This window comes from Nocardia sp. JMUB6875 (assembly GCF_041154655.1).
Classification (GTDB): domain Bacteria; phylum Actinomycetota; class Actinomycetes; order Mycobacteriales; family Mycobacteriaceae; genus Nocardia.
On the sequence record NZ_BAAFGR010000060.1, the window covers coordinates 24,281 to 42,269 of the forward strand.

Annotated in this window: 13 protein-coding genes; 7 read left to right on the plus strand and 6 right to left on the minus strand. The window is 68.8% G+C overall.

The window, feature by feature from the left end:
• The first annotated feature begins 5 nt into the window (after window positions 1-5).
• Window positions 6-1,205, plus strand: a complete 1,200-nt coding sequence (locus ACAM49_RS17480) for a glycosyltransferase family 4 protein (RefSeq protein WP_369636578.1) — start codon at window positions 6-8, stop codon at window positions 1,203-1,205.
• On the opposite strand, the gene ACAM49_RS17485 is transcribed toward ACAM49_RS17480, so the two are convergent.
• From ACAM49_RS17485 to ACAM49_RS17500, 4 genes are read right to left on the minus strand one after another with little or no spacing between them, the layout of a single operon-like run.
• A complete protein-coding gene (locus ACAM49_RS17485; protein WP_369636579.1) occupies window positions 1,202-2,767 on the minus strand; it encodes an O-antigen ligase family protein in 1,566 nt (521 codons plus the stop codon). The genes ACAM49_RS17480 and ACAM49_RS17485 overlap by 4 nt on opposite strands.
• Window positions 2,764-4,140 carry a hypothetical protein gene (locus ACAM49_RS17490; protein ID WP_369636580.1) on the minus strand — a complete coding sequence of 459 codons (1,377 nt, stop codon included), beginning with the start codon at window positions 4,138-4,140 and terminating at the stop codon, window positions 2,764-2,766. The genes ACAM49_RS17485 and ACAM49_RS17490 overlap by 4 nt, the downstream gene beginning before the upstream one ends.
• A gap of 14 nt (window positions 4,141-4,154) precedes the next feature.
• The gene (locus tag ACAM49_RS17495; RefSeq protein ID WP_369636581.1) at window positions 4,155-4,727 is read right to left on the minus strand and encodes a hypothetical protein; all 573 of its coding nucleotides are present in this window, start codon (window positions 4,725-4,727) and stop codon (window positions 4,155-4,157) included.
• A 37-nt stretch (window positions 4,728-4,764) separates the two neighbouring features.
• On the minus strand, window positions 4,765-6,129 hold the full coding sequence (locus ACAM49_RS17500) for a phenylacetate--CoA ligase family protein (protein WP_369636582.1): 1,365 nt from the start codon (window positions 6,127-6,129) through the stop codon (window positions 4,765-4,767).
• Between the two features lie 185 nt (window positions 6,130-6,314).
• On the opposite strand from ACAM49_RS17500, the gene ACAM49_RS17505 reads away from it, so the two are divergent.
• The 4 genes from ACAM49_RS17505 to ACAM49_RS17520 are packed head-to-tail and all read left to right on the plus strand — an operon-like array spanning window position 6,315 to window position 10,921.
• Window positions 6,315-7,691 carry a nucleotide sugar dehydrogenase gene (locus ACAM49_RS17505; RefSeq protein WP_369636583.1) on the plus strand — a complete coding sequence of 459 codons (1,377 nt, stop codon included), beginning with the start codon at window positions 6,315-6,317 and terminating at the stop codon, window positions 7,689-7,691.
• Between the two features lie 16 nt (window positions 7,692-7,707).
• Window positions 7,708-8,724 (plus strand): glycosyltransferase family 2 protein, encoded by a 1,017-nt coding sequence (locus ACAM49_RS17510; RefSeq protein WP_369636584.1) that lies wholly within the window; start codon window positions 7,708-7,710, stop codon window positions 8,722-8,724.
• The gene (locus ACAM49_RS17515) at window positions 8,721-10,355 is read left to right on the plus strand and encodes a lipopolysaccharide biosynthesis protein (protein WP_369636585.1); all 1,635 of its coding nucleotides are present in this window, start codon (window positions 8,721-8,723) and stop codon (window positions 10,353-10,355) included. Before ACAM49_RS17510 ends, ACAM49_RS17515 begins: the two co-directional genes overlap by 4 nt.
• The gene (locus ACAM49_RS17520) at window positions 10,352-10,921 is read left to right on the plus strand and encodes a YdcF family protein (RefSeq protein ID WP_369636586.1); all 570 of its coding nucleotides are present in this window, start codon (window positions 10,352-10,354) and stop codon (window positions 10,919-10,921) included. Before ACAM49_RS17515 ends, ACAM49_RS17520 begins: the two co-directional genes overlap by 4 nt.
• Here ACAM49_RS17520 and ACAM49_RS17525 read toward each other — a convergent pair.
• Window positions 10,905-13,022 carry an alginate lyase family protein gene (locus tag ACAM49_RS17525; RefSeq protein WP_369636587.1) on the minus strand — a complete coding sequence of 706 codons (2,118 nt, stop codon included), beginning with the start codon at window positions 13,020-13,022 and terminating at the stop codon, window positions 10,905-10,907. The two genes, ACAM49_RS17520 and ACAM49_RS17525, sit on opposite strands and share 17 nt — an antisense overlap.
• Window positions 13,023-13,139: 117 nt before the next feature.
• On the opposite strand from ACAM49_RS17525, the gene ACAM49_RS17530 reads away from it, so the two are divergent.
• Window positions 13,140-13,727, plus strand: coding sequence for a DapH/DapD/GlmU-related protein (locus ACAM49_RS17530; RefSeq protein ID WP_369636588.1), 588 nt, complete (start codon window positions 13,140-13,142; stop codon window positions 13,725-13,727).
• Window positions 13,728-13,845: 118 nt separating this feature from the next.
• The gene (gene asnB, locus ACAM49_RS17535; RefSeq protein WP_369636589.1) at window positions 13,846-15,687 is read left to right on the plus strand and encodes an asparagine synthase (glutamine-hydrolyzing); all 1,842 of its coding nucleotides are present in this window, start codon (window positions 13,846-13,848) and stop codon (window positions 15,685-15,687) included.
• 50 nt (window positions 15,688-15,737) lie between these two features.
• Here asnB and ACAM49_RS17540 read toward each other — a convergent pair whose 3' ends face one another.
• Entirely contained in the window at window positions 15,738-17,246 is a 1,509-nt protein-coding gene (locus tag ACAM49_RS17540; protein WP_369636590.1) for a sugar transferase, read from the minus strand.
• Window positions 17,247-17,989: the final 743 nt, after the last annotated feature.

Sequence of the window (17,989 nt, forward strand, 5' to 3'; positions counted from 1 at the left end):
GAAGTATGGCGGGACAACACATTCTGATCTTGGTGGAGAACCTCTCGGTGCCCTTCGACCGGCGGGTGTGGCAGGAGAGCCGCGCCCTGGTCGACGCCGGATACCGGGTCACGGTCATCTGCCCCAAGGGGACCAAACAGGATCGCGAGGCCGAGGCGACCATAGAGGGCGTCCACATCCTGCGCTATCCGCTGCGGGCCGCCACCGGCGGCCCGGCCGGATATCTGCGCGAGTACTCCCTCGCGCTTTTCCACACCCTGCGCCTGGCGCTGCGGGTGCGCCGCGCCGGGCCGATCGACGCGGTGCACGCCTGCAATCCGCCCGACCTGCTGTTCCTCATCGCCCTGGTGCTGCGCCTGGGCGGCACCCGCTTCGTCTTCGACCACCACGACCTGGTGCCGGAACTGTTCCTGTCCCGCTTCGAGGGCGGCGGCAAGCTGCTGTATCGGGCGTCGATGCTGCTGGAGCGCTTGACCTTCGCATGCGCCGACGCGGTCATCTCCACCAACGAGAGCTACCGCCGCGTCGCCATCGAACGCGGGCACATGGATCCGGACAAGGTGACGGTGGTGCGCAGCGCACCGGACCTGTCCCGCTTCATCCCACGCGATCCGCAACCCGCGCTCAAGCACGGAAAGCCCTATCTGGGCGCGTATCTGGGCGTGATGGGACCCCAGGACGGCGTGGACTACGCGCTGCGCGCCATCGCCCACTTCCGCGATGTGCTCGGCCGCAATGACGCCCACTTCATCTTCATGGGCGCGGGCGACGCCTTCGACGATCTGGTCGCGCTGTCGAAGGAACTGAAGCTCGACGACACGGTGGAATTCACCGGCCGCGTCTCCGACGAGTTCCTGCAGACCTGCCTCTCGACCGCCGATATCTGCCTGTCGCCGGACCCGTACAACCCGCTCAACGACGTCTCCACCATGAACAAGGTCGTCGAATACATGGCCATGTCACGGCCTTTGGTGTCGTTCGAGCTGACCGAGGCGCGGGTGTCGGCGGGCGAGGCGGCGGTCTACGTGCCCGCCAATGACGAGGCCGCCTTCGCCGTCGCCATGGCCGAACTGCTCGACGACCCGGTGCGCCGCAAGCAGATGGGCGAACTCGGCCGCGAGCGGGTCGAGCGCGAATTGTCCTGGGACACTTCGCGACAGCACCTGCTCGGCTTCTACTCCCGGCTGTTCGAGCGGAACAGCTAGACCCGCGCCGCCCGCAGTTCCTCCCGGTGGGCCCGGCCCGCTTCGAGCGGGTCCACCTTCGGGGGCCGGGGCAGCCGATCGGCCGCCCCGACCGCCGCGCCCACCAGTGCGAACACCATGGTGCTGGGATAGTCGAACAGCCGCAGATCCACGAAAACACCACCGAGCACCAGCGATACGAAGGCCGCGGCGGCGGTGAACGCCAGCGGGCGGCCCATCAGCCCCTCGGTCGGCAGCCGCAGATAGGCGAGCAGCAGCTTCCGGGTCAACAGCGCCAGCACCGTCAGCCACAACAGCAGCCCGACGATGCCGAGCTCGGCGAGAATGCCCAGCTCGGTCTCGTGGGCGGGAATGCCCAGCCCGCGCTCCCACGGCGTGGTCGGCGAATACTGCTGGTGCCGATAGGTGTTCACCATGACGAACCGGCCCAGACCCCACCCGCTGAACGGCTTCTGGGTCCACGCCCACACCGCGGTCATATCCGCATTGAGCCGGTCGTAGACCTCGTTGGTCGAGGCCACTCCGCCGGCCTTGCGGTCGGAGGAGGTGAAGGTGGACCAGTTCAGGGCGATGACGGTCACCGCCGCGATGGCGGTCACCACGAATCCGGTCCGAAAGCCCTTGCCCACCACGATGGCGATCAGCACCACGACCGCGAAATCCAGCCAGATCGACCGGGTGTGGGTCAGATACACCGAGAACGCGCACGCCGCCGCGATCACCGCCAGCCCGATCCGCTGCCAGCGCGGCCGCTGCTCACTGCTGATCAGCACCAGCGACAGCACGAATCCGACGATCAGGATCAGGCCGTTGACCTCCGGCTGATTGGGCAGCCCGCAGGCGCGCTCGGCCCAGGCCGGGGCGTAGGCGATGTACTTGGGCCAGATCAGGCTGCGCGGCCCGTAGAACTGCAGGATGCTCACCCACGCCGAGTACGCGCTGCACCCGAGCAGTGTGCCCACCAAGAATCCGGCGGCATCGCGGCGGGCGAAGATCATGCGCGCGATCAGATAGGTGGCGAACGGCATGACCGTGCCGATGATGAGATAGCGCCGCAGATCCAGCATCTCGCCGGTGAGCGGGTACAGGATGGGCGCGTACTCGTGGTCCTGCAGAATCGAATTCAGGTTCCACAGCACGTACAGCAGCATCGCGATCTCGATCGGCCCGATCGACACCCGCCGCTCCGGGCGGCCGCGAATCCAGGCCAGCGCCGCGATCACCAGCCCGCCGAAGGCCAGCACGAACGGGTCGGTGACGGGCAGGATCTTGGGAATCGCCGGGCGCAGGAACGTCGCCAGCATCATGAAGACGAAGGCCCAGCGCGGATCCCGCAAGCCGATGACGACCAGGACCGCGGCGAAACCGCCGGCCGCGGCCACCACGCCCAGACCGCCGGGCGCCTTCTTCGACAGCTCGAGCATCACGCCGAGCCCCAGCAGCAGTGATACGCCGATGATCACGAACATCTTGGCCCGCTCCGCGAACCACGACCGCTCGGGCGGCGCCGCGGGGTCCGGCGGCATGGTGCGCTCCAGCAGCGCCGGGAGCTCGGGCGTCATCGGGACATCCAACGGCTCAGCGGCCCACGGCGTTCGGCCGAATCGATCAGGATCGCGCCCAGCACCTCCGCGCCGACCTGATTGATCGCCCGCACCGCCTCGGTCATCTCCCGCACCCGGGTGCGCCCGCATTCGACGACCAGAATCGTCAGATCCGCGACATCGGCCACGATCTGCGCCTCCGGCGCCACGCTCAGCGGCGCGACCCGCACCACCACGAGATCGGCTGTGGCGCCGGCGGTCTGGAGTAGCTCGCGCACCCGATGGCGGTCGAACAGGCGGTACGGATCGCCGCCGGAGGCGCCGGAGGCGATCTCGGCGAAACCGTCGGTCCCGGCGCGCGTGACCTCCCGCAGTTCGCGGATCCGGCCCTCCAGATAGTCGACGATGCCCGCCCCGCCGGATCCCGTATCGCGCAGATCGGTGTCCAGATAGATGGTCTTGGTCCCCTGCGCCGCCCGATGCTCGGCGAGCGCCCGCGCCACCTCCGCACCGCCCGGTCCGGGCGAAACCGGTGCCACCGCAATCGAAGTCGGCGTCCGCGTGCATTCCCGTGCGACCAGATTTGCGACATGCCGCAATGCCACCTCGCGGCGGGCATCGCGTTTCGCGCCGCCCCCGGCCGGGATCACGTCCAGCGGCCGCACCCCGGTCTTCTCCGCCACGTCGTAATCGGTGTACAGCCGCCGCGTGCCCGCGCCCGCCATGAGCGCCACCACGCAGCCCAGAATGATCCCGCCGATGATGCCCGCGCCCAGCGTCTTGGTCTTGCCAGGACCGATCGGGGTCGCGCCCGCGCCGGATTGCAGCACGGTGAGCCGGTTCTCGGTGCCCGCGTTGAGCTGATCGATGACCTGCTGCAACTGGATCTGCGCGCTGTAGGCATTGGGGTCGTTGGCCGCCAGGCGGTCGCTCCACATCTTCATCATGGAGGCGGTCATGGCGTCGGCGGTCGCGGTGCGGCTCGCGTCGAGCCGCCCGTTCACGTCGTCGACGTAGAGCTGCGCGATCTTCGGCGCGGCGGCCACCGCCACAGCGGCCGTATTCGCGCTCACCTGCACATAGAACAGCGGGCTCGCCGTCACGTACTGCGCCGAGAAACCGTTGATGCCATCGGGAAATCCGGCCTTGTGCCCGAGCGCGGCCTGATACGACGGATCGTTGAGGTAATAGGTGAACCCCTGCGCGAGGATCGCGTCCTGGGTCGGCGGCCGGTTCGAGCCGGCCGAGACCAGCACGCGCGCGGTATAGGTCGTGGTGCGGTCGTGCACGGTGTAGAACGCACCGAACATCACCACCAGCGCGACCGCCGCGACCAGCCAGCGGCGCTGCCAGATCCGGTCGATAACGACGCTGAGCGTACTTCTTGTCATGGTTCCCCCGGTCGTCATCGGTGATCGACCTCCAGCACCACCCGCGTCGGATTCGTCAGTCCGGTGAGCCGGAACTTGCGCTGCGGGGTCTGGAGTCCGATGAAAGCCTGTGTCACGCCGCGTAGCTGACTGGCATAGCGCACCTCGCCGACCGTCGTGGTGCTCGGATCGGTCACGGTCGGCGGGCCGGAATAGGGAGCCGCGCCGGAGGTGAACGGATTGGCCGCCTCGCGGATCAGCACCTCGATCACGGACTGGCCCGTCACCGCGAACGGTGTCCGGGTGCCGTTCTGCACGGGCTGGTTCACGTAGTGCACCGACCAGCCCGGTACCGCGCTTCCGGTGAATTCGAAGGTCACCTGATCGGCCGTGTTCGTATGCCCCAGCGTGATTCGGGTCAGCCCGATGCCGACCGCACCCGGCTGCGGCGTCTGGTTACGGGCCGCGAACTCGTCGACGGGCACGGTCGTACTGACCGGCACCTTCTGGTTCGCCGAATCACCGGATCCACCACACCCCGCCACACTCCCCACCGCGACCAGCGAAACCGCCGTCAGCACCGCCATTCTCGCGCTGCGACCCAACACCGCGGCCCCACCTCTCTCTTCACGCGCCCCCTCGCCACTACGTCCGCTTCCCGGGTATCGTGTCCCGCCCGAACGATGTTTCGTCCTTGGGCGGCGCCGGGTCGACCACCGCGGTCTTGAGCTTTCCACTCGGCGGCCGGGGCAGCATCTCGAACACCCGCACCCGCAACTCCTGGCCGGAACCGAACTGCCGCAGGATGTTCCGGCGCGCGTGCGCAGTGGTGCGGGCCTCGGAGAATCCGGTGCCCGGTACCACGCGCAACTCGAAAACGCCCGGCCGCAACTGAGCGATCTGCGCCTCGCGCAGGCCCGTCAGGTCGTCCACGATGCTCGACGGCAGCGGCAGCGGCCGGCCGTCCGCGGAGGTGAAGGTGTCCTCGACCCGGCCGTCCACCACGCCCAGCAGCGGGAACGCGCGACCGCAGGGGCACGGGCCCGGCGCGGCCGGGCGGACCTCGTCGCCGGTGCGATACCGGAACAGCGGGAATCCCCGGTTCTGCAGGGAGGTTCCGACGATCTCCCAGCGGTCGGGCGCACCCTCGACCGGCAGCAGTTCCACGATCCCGTAATAGGGGAAGACGTGGTAGCCGCCCGCCTCGCAGGCCCCGGCCATGGCCGCGCGTTCGGTCTGGCCGTAGTGGTCGATGATGGGCGCCTCGAAAACCTGCTCGATCAGCGCCCGTTGACCGGGGGCCATGACCTCCGAGGAGGTGATCACCGCGCGCACCGGAATGCGAATCTGCCGGTCGCGCAGCAGCGCGGCCAGCAACGCGATGCTCGACGGCCAGCCCTCCACGACATCGGGGGCGAAGTGGCGGATGTCGGCGACGATCCGGTCCACCCGATCCGGGGTCAGGTGATAGCTCGATACCAGCAACTGCCGAGCGCCCCGCACCGCCAGGGTCGGAGCCTTACCGCCGGTAGCGAAGGTGTTGCCACGCAGCACGATTCGACGCGAATTCTCCGGTACCCCGAACCAGCTCCACTGCCGTTCCAGGGCCGCCAGCTCGAACATGGTCGAGGCGAGGGTGCGATGGCATTCGATGGGCACCCCCGAGGTGCCGCCCGAACGCACCGAGCGCATCAGCCAGCGCGGCAGCGTGCGGAAGTCGTCGGAGCGCCGCGCCAGGTCCTCGCGCGATAGCAACGGCAGTTTCGGCAGGTCGTCGAGGGTCCTGATGGAGCGCGGATCGATGCCCGAGTTCCGGAAGTACTCCCGGTAGAACGGCGAGCGCCGGGCCGCCAGGCGCACCAGCTGGCGTAGCCGTTGCTCCTGATATGCCCGAATCCCGTCCGCGTCAGCGTGTTCCAGCGCGTCCAGCCGTCTTTGCAGCCGACCTCGTTGCGGATGGGTACGTCGTAGCTGGTACTTCACCGTCAAGGCGACTGTCGATAATGCCATCAATCCGCGATCCCCCAGCCGGCACTCGTGGTTGCTCCGGCGTCGTCTCCACCCCCGACCGCAAGATACACGACAGACACGGGAGCCGTCGCGTACCGCACCGGCCGATGATAACGCGGGCGAATCTCGGAATACATTGGTATAAAACAAATCGGCGGTAGCGACGATCCCTGGTGGTGGGCAGCGTGGACGAGCAAGACCCGCGGGTGGAAGACGGACGAACACGGCGAATGGGCCGCGAACTGGGGGTGAGTGTCTTCGGACTGGGCTACGTCGGCTGCGTCTCGGCGGCTTGCTTCGCGGCGCGCGGGCACGCGGTGATCGGTGTCGACGTGAACCCGCAGAAGATCGAGTTCATCCGGCAGGGCCGGACCCCGGTCGTGGAGGAGCGCATCGGCGAACTCATCGCCGAGGTGGTGGCGTCCGGGCGGCTGACCGTCACCGAGGACATCACCGAAGCTGTTGTAAACAGTGATGTTTCGATTGTTTGTGTCGGTACACCGTCGGGCAGCGGCGGCGGGCTCTCCATGGCCTACCTCGAGCGGGTCAGCGAGCAGATCGGGACCGCGCTGGCGGGCAAGGACGGCTGGCATGTGATCGCCTACCGCAGCACCATGGTGCCCGGCACCTGCGAGGACAGCCTCATCCCGATCCTGGAACGCGCCTCCGGCAAACGGGTCGGCGTCGACTTCGGCGTCTGCGTGAATCCCGAATTCCTGCGCGAGGGCAGCAGTGTCCGCGACTTCGAGAATCCGCCGAAAACCGTTATCGGCGAGAGCGATGCGCGCACCGGCGAGGAGATGACCAGCCTCTACGAGGGGCTGCCCGGGCCGCGTTTCCGGGTGCCGATCGCCGTCGCCGAGATCACCAAATATGTCGACAACAGCTTCCATGCGCTCAAGGTAACGTTCGGCAACGAGATCGGTGCGCTGTGCGCGACACTCGGGCTGGATTCCCATGCGGTGATGGACATCTTCCTGGCCGACACCAAACTCAATATCAGCCCGGCGTATCTGCGGCCCGGTTTCGCCTTCGGCGGCTCGTGCCTGCCCAAGGACGTACGGGCCATCAATCACACCGCGCGCCAGCACGATCTGGAACTGCCGGTGCTGCAGAACGTGCTGGTCTCCAACGAGGCGCAGATTCGGCGCGCGGTCGATCTGGTGATCTCGCTGGGGCGCAAGCGGGTTGGCATTTTCGGCCTGTCGTTCAAGGCCGGGACCGACGATCTGCGCGAGAGCCCGATGGTGGAGTTCGCCGAGCGGCTCCTCGGCAAGGGTTACGACGTGCGGATCTACGACGCCAATGTGGCGCTGTCGCGGCTGATGGGTGCGAACCGGGCCTTCATCGAGGAGCGGCTGCCGCACATCGGCGAACTGCTCACCGATGACATCGATGCCGTTGTGGCGCACGGGGAGATCTTCATCGCGGGGTCCAAGGAGCCCGCGGTGGTCGCCGCCGTCGACGGCATCGGTCCGGACCGGACCGTCATCGATCTGGTGCGGCTGCCCGAAGCGGAGAAGCGGCGGCAGCGGCCCGGCTATGTGGGTATCGGGTGGTAGCTCTGAGGGGGTATTCATGGCGGAGGCGACCGCTCCCGCGTTCAGTTTCCTGACAACGGCCTACAAGACCGAGGCGTATCTGCGCGACACGATCGAATCGGTGGTGGCGCAGACGTTCTCGGACTGGGAGCTGATCGTCGTCGACAACGGGATGTCGGACGAGATCGCGGCGATCGTCGAGTCGTACTCCGCCGATCCGCGCATCCGGCTGGTCCGGCAGGAGAACAAGGGATACGACGGCGGCGTCATGGCGGCGTCGGCGGTCGCGACCGGGCGCGCCATGGTGGTGCTAGACAGCGACGATCAGGTGATGCCCGAATTCTGCGCGACCATCCAGGCCGCCTTCGACGCCGATCCCGGCATCGACGCGATCGGTTGCGACGCTTACCGATTCGATGACACCGGGGCCGACCTGCCCGTGCCGTACTACCGCTCGACCAATGTGAAGGTGAAACCGGATCCGGCGCATCGGCTCACCCTCACCGATCTGCTCGGCGGGCTCATGCCGTACTACACGGCGGCCGTGCGGCGGCCGGCCTGGGACGCGGTCGGCGGCTACGACCGGGGCGGGCAGGAGCTGCACGAATCGGTGGCCATCTGGATTCGGATGGTGGACCGCTACGACATCCGGGTGCTGCCGCAGCGGTTGGCGCGCTTCCGGATTCGCGGCGACTCGATCACCCGGGACCCGGCCAAGGTGGACGCGTTCATGGCGGAGCTCGAGCGCTCGTTCTCCTGGGCCGCCCCGACCGATCCGCAGGCCAAGGCCGCGCTGGACAAGACGCTGCGCACGTTCCGCTACTGGGTGCTGCTGCGCAAGGCCCGGGAGGCGCTGCTGGCCAATGACGATCGGGAAGCCCGGCGGGCGGCCCGGGACGCGTTCGGGCAGCGCAAGACCGTGCGGGCGGCGGCGGTCACGGCCGCGGTCACCGTGGCGCCGGGCGCGCTGCGCCGGGTGCACCCGCTCAAACAGCAACTCTCCGAGGCGTTCACCCACGTCGCGGGCCGCATCGCCGCCGCAGCCCGACGGTGACGGCCGGCGATTCGGCCGCGCGATCGGGCGATTCGGTGCGGCGGCCGACGCCGGAGAGTCCGGCGGGGACGCCGCCGGAGGTCGGCAGGCAGGTGGCGGATTCGGCCGGATGGCCGGAGGATGCGGTGGTGCTGTCGCGGGATCCGGAGGAGCCTCCGGAAGGGCCTGCGCCGGGCGCGGAGTCCGGCGGGCTGCGGGCGGTGCTCAAGCGCGGGGCGGTGCTCTCGGCCATCGGGGTCGGGGCGGTACAGATCATCGCGCTGGTGCAGACGCTGGTGCTGGCGCATCTGTTGTCGCCCGGGCAGATCGGTGTGTTCACCGCCGGTTCGGTGTTGACGACCTTCGTGGTGGTGTTCTCGCACAGTTCGCTGAGCCATGCGCTGATCCAGCGGCGCGACGAGGTCGAGGACGCGGCCGAGACGGTGTTCTGGGTGACGCTGGGGTCGGGGGTGCTCATCGCGGGGGTGCTGCTGGCGACCGCGCCGGTGCTGGCCTCGGTGTTCGGGGACACTCAGGTCGCGGCGGTCGCGGCGGCCTGTTCGGGCACCGTGCTTTTCACCTCGCTCATGTCGGTGCCGGACGCGATGATGCAGCGGTCGTTCCAGTTCCAGCGGCGGGTGATCGTGGATCCGGCCAATGCCGTCGCCTTCGCGGTCGTGTCGATCACCCTGGCGGCCTGCGGGTTCGGGGTGTGGTCGCTGGTGGCGGCGTATTACGCGTCGGTGGTGGTGGCGGCCGTGGCGGCGTGGCGGTTGTGCGGGTGGCGGCCGGGGCGCGGGCGGTTCCGGGTCCGACTATGGCGGGAGTTGGCGGCGTTCGCGTTTCCGCTGCTGATCGAGAGCACGGTGGAGCGGGCCATCGAGGCATTCGAGGTGCTGTTCGTCGGGCACCGGCTGCGGACCGACGCGCTGGGTAATTACCGCAACGGTCGTCGGCTGGCGTTCCTGCCGGTGATGGCGATCATTCAAATCTGTTCGTATGTCCTATTTCCGGCGTTTGCGCACATCGCGCGGGATCGGGAGCGGTTCGGCCGGGCCTTCCAGACCGCGCTGAGCTGGATGTGGCTGGCGGTGGTGCCGTCCTCGGCGCTGCTGGCGGTGCTCGGCGAGCCCGCGGTGGTGCTGTTGCTCGGCCGCCCGTGGCACGGGGCCGGGGTGCTGGTCGAATCCATGGCCGGGGTGGGCATCGGTTTCGCGCTCATGTCGGTGTGCGCGGAGGCGCTCAAGGGTGCGGGACGGCCGCAGGCGATCAACTGGATGACCGGCGTCGGCGCGGTCACCGCGGTCCCGCTGGTGTTGATCTTGGTGTCGCACGGCCTGTTCGGGGTCGGCATCGCGCTGTCGGTATCGGCCCTGCTTACCGGACTGACCGGTCTGGCGCTGTCGCGTACCGTGATCGATGTGACCCGTTGTGAACTGGCGCGTTGCTTACTTCCGCCGCTGGCGGCCGCACTGCTCGCCGCGGTCGCGGCGGGGCTGCTCGAGCATCTGGTCCTGCACGCGGGCGACCGGGCCGTCGCGCCCGGACTGGGCCTGCTCATCGTCGAAGTGCTGGCCTTCGCCACGCTGTTTCTCGGTGTGCTGCGGGTGATTTCGCCCGCGAGCCCGGTTTTCGCGGTACGGCGGCGGTGACGGGGCGACTACGCGGGTGGCTGACCCGTCGCCGGTGGGTGCTCGCCGGTCTCGCCCTCGCGATCGTCGCGGCACTGGTTGCCGCGGGTTATCCGGTGTACGTGCGCCCGCAGGTGGATGAGTTGCGGCGCGCGGACGCCATTCTGGTGCTCGGCGGCGAGGGGGTGGACCGCTACGGGTACGGGCTGGAACTCGGGCGGCAGGGGTACGCCTCGACGGTGCTGTTTTCCAATCCCTATGGGGAATGGACCGATATCGACGAGGTCCGCGAACCGTGCCACACGCCGCAGACCGGATTCACGCTGATCTGTTTCGCGCCGGATCCGTCGACGACGGTGGGGGAGGGCCGGGAGTTACGCCGGCTGGCCAGCGAGAACGGTTGGAAGACGGTCATCGTGATCACCATGCGGCCGCACCTGTCCCGGGCGCGCTACATCCTGGAACGGTGTTTCGACGGTGAACTGATCATGCGGCCCAGCCCGTTCGACATCGCACCTTGGTACTGGGTCTGGTCCTATGCCTATCAAACGGCCGGGTACGCGCGGGCGGTCATCGATCGGTGCTGAGGTCGGCGGCGCCGTCGCGGGTGGTGTCGATGACCAGCGTGTACCGGGTGTCGCCGTCGGTCCAGTGCGCGCGGATCCCGCCTCCGCTGTGTTCGATGCGCAGGTCACCGACCGTGTCCGGGCCTCGGCCCAGGACCGTGACCACCGCGAAAGGCGCTGAGCCCGAACAGCGTGCGCTGATCAGCCAGGCGGGCTCGCGGGATTCGAGACGCTCCGACCACCAGCCCAGATCGGTCGTCTCGTCACCGCGCACCGAGTCGGTGACCACGGGGACGGTCGCGGCGTAGGTCAGCGAGAGCAGAGCGTCCCCGTTGGCGGTCACCAGATGGCCGTGTTCGGACTCCTGGACGTCGAGTGCCGGATGCAGCGGCCAGGACACGTCCGCGGTGTGCATTCCCTTGCCGGAGAGCAGGTCCACCACGACGATCGACTGGTGCTCCGGGGGCGCGACCAGCCAGCGTCGGTGCGTGACCGGGTCCGGCAGCCGTAGGTAGCCGTCGTGTTCGGCGTCGACCACGCCGCGCTCGGTGTCCACCGCGCGCACCCGCACCCGCGCGTGCGTGCTCCACATGAACGGCCCGGCCTTCACCGACTGGTCCGCGCCGTCCACGCTCACCGTCGGATGCGCGCGCGTACCGCGGTGCGCCGCACGCCAACCCGGATGCCCGTAGTAACTCGCCGTGCCCGGATCGCCGATCAGGTCGGTGCCGTCGGCGGCCAGCGTCACCGCGAGCGCGTCCGCGTGCCCGTGCGCGGCGATCGACAGATAGCCGAGCGGGCCGACGTCCATGGTGAGGCGGCGGCGTCCGGCGCGCAGCACCACCAGCCCGCCGTCGGCGGCGTAACCGCTGCCGGGAGGTTCCGGCGCCGCCGTGGATTCCGTGCCCAGCGCGGCGCGCCACCAGGCGGCGGTCACGGTGTCGGTGGCGGCGCGCGCGGCCTCCGGCGCGGGGATCAGGGCGTCGACGATGCCCAGATGCTCGCGCACGGTCCGGACCTCCTCGGGACCCAGGCGCAGCGCGAAACCGCCGTCGTCATCGCCGAAGCGCGGCTGCGGGTCCTCGTCGCCGACCAGCAGGGCCAGATACCGCGCGCTGCGGGCCAGCGCCGCGCCGAGCGGCTGCGGTGGCGTGCCGCGCAGGGCCAGCAGCCCGTACACGATCGACAGCAGCTCGACGGTGAAAAGCTGATACGCCACAGCCTGTTCCGCGCCCGCGCCGTCGGGCAGCAGCTGCCGGTCGGCGTGCTCGATGAGCGCCGCCAGGGCGTCTCGTTCCCAGCGGGCCGCGCGCGGCAGCTCCGGCACCAGGATCGCCACCGTCGCCAGTCCGGTGAGCTCGCCGATCAGATGATTGTTGGCCGAACTGAACAGTGACCGCTCCGCCCAGCAGCGCCGCGCGCTCTCCCCGAGCAGCGTCACGATGCGCGCGTAGCGCTCGGGCGTCAAACCCGGTGCGGCGCACAGGCCCTGCACCGCCAGCGCCACCGAGATCGACCGCAGCCCGCATTCGAAGGCCCCGCGCCACGCGATGCCCGTGCCCGGGGGCTGCTGTTCGATCCAGCTGTCGAGGTGCTCGAAGGCGGCCTCGGCGAAGCGGTCCTCACCGGTGAACAGCCACGCCTGGGCCAGCCACGGCAGATGCTGCAGCCGGTTCAGCTCCCAGATCCACTTGGGGTCGCCCGCGGCGGTGCGATGGTCGATGCGCTCGGAATTCGTGCTGGGCCAGCGGATTCCGGACAGGGCATCGTGATTCCAGTCGATGCTGCCGCCGATGCCGACCAGCGGGTACCCGAAGAATCGAACCTTGCCCTCGAGGATCTGCTCGGCCGCGGCGAGCACGGCGGCGACCTCGTCGGGGCGTTGCGCGGCAAGGATTTCGGCGCGCGAGCGATTCAGCAGCACCGGTCGTTCGGCTCCCGCGCGGAAGCGCTCCAGCAGCACCGCCCAGTCGGGTTCGTGCCTGCCGAACAGTGATTGCCGGGCGGTTTCCCAGCTGACCGGACGGTTCAGTGCGCGATGCCGCAATCGGCTTGCGCGCCAGATGATCTCCGGTCCGCTCATGGCGCGCAGGCGGTGCAGATACCAGTCCAGGCGATTCACCTGAAGGCCCCTTCCAAACGGAGTGTGCACGCCACCCCCGGGTCGAAACACAACGCTGTGGAACCATACCGCGACTAGCGGTTGTGGACCTGCTGACCGGTGAGGGAGGATCAGCGCGTGATCGACTCCAAGGAGAGTCTTCGGCAGTACCTCGCCGAGGATCTGGCCGCCAACGGCCTCACGCGCTGGCGGCTGAGGTACCGCCTGACCCAGCGGCCTGTGTACTTCCAGCGACTGCTGCGCAAGTCGGAATACTGGGCCAATGTCCGTACCGATCCGGTCGGTCGGCTGGCGTTCGCCTGGTATGCGCTACGGGTCAAGCTGCTCGGCGAGCGGCTCGGATTCACGGTGCCGCGCAATGTGTTCGGCCCCGGGCTCTCGATCGCCCACACCGGGCTGCTGTGTGTGAACTCCGGAGCCAGGGTCGGAGCGCGCTGCCGGATCCATCACGGGGTGTCACTGGCCAGCGGTGCGCCGGGACGCTGGCCGATCATCGGGGACGATGTGTGGATCGGGCCCAACGCCATCGTCGTCGGTGTCACCATCGGGGATAGGGTGGAAATCAAGGCGGGCGCGGTCGTGACCAAGGATGTTCCGGCGGGGGCGCACGTGGCCGGAGTGCCCGCCAAAATCATCCGGTTGCCCAACGGCGAGCGTCCGGGCGCCGCGGATATCGATCACCCGGCGCTCGGGATCGCGAATTAGGCGATGCGACAACGGTTTACAACGACTGACAGCGGCACCGGGGCGCGACTACTCTGAAACGCAGGGTGGCACACAGGGGGAGGAAGCACGTGAGGTTTGACGGCGAACTGGAGACGATGTGTGTGGAATAGCCGGTGTGCGCCGCTTCGACGGCGCACCCGTGAGCAGGGAGCTGCTCGCGGAGATGGGCCGGAGACTGCACCATCGGGGGCCGGACGACCAGGGCATCTGGATCGACGGATCGGTCGGTTTCGCGCACACCCGGCTGGCCATCATCGACGTGGCCGGCTCGGCGCAGCCGATGGCGGGCTCGGGCGGCAACACCCACATCGCCTACAACGGCGAGGTGCTCAACTACCGCGAACTGCGGGAGGAGCTGGAGTATCCGTTCACCACCCGCGGTGACACCGAGGTGCTGCTCGCGGTGTACGAGAAGCACGGGCCGCCGGGAGTCGGGGCGCTGCGCGGGCAGTTCGCGTACGCCATCCATGATTCGCGCAGCGACGAGACGCATCTGTTCCGGGATCGGCTGGGCATCCTGCCGCTGTACTACTACCGGACCGAGAGCTTCCTGGCCTTCGCGTCGGAGATCAAAGCGCTGCTGCCGGTGATCGACTCGCCGGAGGTTGACACCGCCAGCCTGCACGACTTCCTGGCACACCGGTCGGTTCCCGCGCCCTACACCTTCGTCGAGGGTGTGCGGAAGGTGCCGCAGGGGCATCACCTCACCGCGCGGGCCGACGGGACCGTGCGCATCGAGGCGTTCTGGAAGCTGCCGGCGGCGGGGGAGACCCTGACCGTCACGCCCGAGCGGGCCGTCGACCTGCTCGATGACGCGTTGATGGATTCGGTGCGCGACGCGCTGGTCGCCGACGTGCCCGTCGGGGCCTACCTATCCGGCGGCGTGGACAGCAGTCTCATCTGCGCGCTGGTGGCGCGGCAGCGCAATGGCGAAGGGCTGCACACGTTCTCGGCCGCGTTCGGGGACGAGCGGGTCGACGAGACCGAGTGGGCGCGGGTCGCCGCCAAGATCGTGGGCAGCGATCATCACGAGACCATTGTCAGCCCCGCCGATTTCGAGGAGAACTGGGCGCGGCTGAGCTGGAATCGGGACTCGCCGCTGTCCGAACCGGCCGATGTCGCCATCTATCGGCTGGCCGAGCTGGCGCGCGATCACGTGAAGGTGGTGCTGTCGGGCGAGGGCAGCGACGAATTGTTCGGCGGCTACCCGAAATACCGGTACGCGCGCACCACCTGCTACGCGGGCGCGCTGCCCGGCGGACCGCTGCGGGCGCTGGAGGGGCGGCTCTCACCGCGGCAGGCGCGGCTCTCGGTGGCGCTGCGCGCGCTGTCCGAACCCAGCTACGCCGAACGCATGCGGGGCTGGTTCGCCCCGTTCACCGCCCGCGAGCGCACCCGGCTGCTGGGCGGGCCGCCCGAGCGCACCGTGCTCGAGCCGTACCTGGACGGCCGGGGAGACCCGTTGCGGCGCATGCTCTATGCCGACGTGCACACCTGGCTGGCCGACAACCTGCTCGAGCGCGGGGACCGGATGTCCATGGCGGCGTCGCTGGAACTGCGCCCGCCCTTCCTCGACCATCGGGTCGCCGAACTGGCGTTCCGGCTGCCGAGCACCTTCAAGGTGCGCGGGGGCACCACCAAATGGCTGGTGAAAGAGGTGGCGCGGCGGCATCTTCCGGACGAGCTGGTGGATCGGCCCAAGGTCGGATTCAAGGTGCCGTTGGACGCCTGGTTCCGCGGCCATCTGCGCGAGATGGCCTTCGACCTGCTGACCGGACCGTCCTCGTTCGTCGGCGGCATCTGCGACGTGGGGGAGGTGCGCCGCCTGCTGGAGGGGCATATCGCGGGGCTGCGCGATGAGCAGCCCCGGATCTGGACGCTGCTGTCGCTCGAGGTCTGGCACCGCGAATTCCAGCGGCAGATCGGCTCGCTGAGCTGAATGGGTTGTGCCGCCCGGTTTCCCGGGCGGCCGTACCGTTTCTGGGACGGTCAGTACGCGCCGTCGCTGCGGGCGACGGCGAAGATGGTCTTCCGGATGATCAGCAGGTCCTGCACCATGGACCAGTTCTCGACGTAGGACAGGTCCAGGCGCACGGATTCCTCCCAGGACAGATCCGAGCGGCCCGACACCTGCCACAGTCCGGTCAGGCCCGGCTTGACCAGCAAGCGCCGCCGGACCTTTCGGTCGTAGCGCTCCACCTCGCCGCGCAGCGGCGGGCGCGGGCCGACCACGCTCATCTCGCCGCGCAGCACATTGATGAACTGCGGCAGTTCGTCGAGGCTGTACTTGCGCAGGATTCGGCCGACGGAGGTGACGCGCGGATCCTCGCGCATCTTGAACAGTGGTCCGGCGCCGTCATTGGCGGCCAGCAGATCACCCAGATCCCGGTCCGCGCCGGTGCGCATGCTGCGGAACTTGATCATGCGGAAGGGCTCGCCGTCCAAGCCGATTCGCTCGGACAGGTAGAAGACCGGGCCCGGGCTGGTGAGCTTGATGGCGACGGCCGCGATCACCATGACCGGCAGGGCGGCCAGCAGCGCCGCCGCGGCGAAGAGGAAATCGAAGGCCGCCTTGCCGAAGGACTTGGCGCGATCGTATTGCGGGCGGCCGATGTGCAGCAGCGGCAGGTTGGCCACCGGGCGGATCGAAAGCCGTTGATCGGCAACATCCACCACGCCCGGGGTGACCACCAGATCGATGCCGCGCGGGGACAGCTGCCAGACCAGATCGTTGATGCCGGTGGTGCCGAGGCGCTCGGTGGCGGCGATGGCCACCGTGTCCGCGCCCGTCGCCTCGATGGCCTCGATGATCGTCGACTCCCCGCCCAGGACCGGCAGCCCGGACTCCTCGATATCGGTGAGCTCGTCCTCGGCGGCATACGGGCTGTAGACGCCTACCACGCAGTAACCCACGGCGGGATCGCGTTCGAAGCAGCGCATGATCTCGTGCGCCGAATCATGGCGTCCCACAACCAGGACGGAGGTCAGGAACCGGCCCTCGCGATGCTGGCGGGCGGCGAACTTGCGCCACAGCATCCGGTTGACCATCAAACCGAGCAGACCGACCGGTAGTGCGATGGCCAGATAGCCGCGCGCGAATTCGATGCGCAGCAGCAGGGAGGCGATGGCGATCAGACCGAATAGTCGCATCGTGGCGCCGACCAGGCGCCGATACTCCTCGGAACCGGATCCGATGACCGCCGTCGACCACGCGTTGCCGAGCGCGAGGAAGCCGAGCCACGCCACGACGAGCAGCGTCGAGATCGCCGAATATCCGACCCGGGCGCCCCCGGCCCAATCCAGCTGCGAATCATTGTGGTTGAGACCGTCGAATCGGATGAGCTGGGCTCCCGCCACGGCCCCCGCCACCACCAGCGCATCGCTGATCCGCAACCGCCGGCCGTATTCCGCCTGCCAGCGCCCCTGCCCGGACCGATGCAGGCGTTCCCCGCGGCGGTTTCGGAGTAATTCCTGGTCCTGTTCGATCTGGAAGGCCATTCCGGAGCTCCATCGTGTGCACACTGCGCATCATGGCCGTCCCCCCTGATCTGGACGCCAGAGCTGAATCCTACTGTGTTCGCCAACCGGAGGGCGAGTATTGACCTGAGACTGAATAGTCTGGATGCCAACGGTTTTCGCCCGCCGTTCGGTTGGTCCATCGGGTGCGCCGACGGGCTCGTTACCGGGCTTTCCGTCGGCTTCTCACCGCACCATCCCCCAATACGGAGTTCCCGCGGACCTGCACCCGGGCGAGCCACCGAAATCGGTGTCTGGCAGCGCTCTTCACCGGTGCGCCAGAATGAGCCATGTTCAGGAAATCCGGCATCTTCGCCGATCCGCCGGTCGAGTTGACCAGCGCCCAGTTGGCGTCGGCCCTCCGCGGGGCCAGGCGAGCCGCGCGGGAAGCCCGCCGGTCGTTGCGCACAGCCGGTGGACAATACCGGCGGTACCGCAAGAGCGCGGGTGCCATCTATCTGGATTGGCCACGGTGGCACACGGAATACCTCCGCGAGTACCGCCATGGGTCCGATTGGGTCTCGCCCGATAACCCGGGCGGTGTCAGCGGGGCCGCCGCCTCGCTCGGATCGCTCTGAGCGACTTCCCTCGATGCGTGGGTGCGGCGACACGCCCTCCGGAGCCGGGGTGGTCCGGGCGCGGCGGCCACGCCGAACATAATGCGCTGATGGAGATCGTCGCCGCGTGGTGCGGGTTCGTCGGTGCGTGGGTGCTGGTGGCCGGGC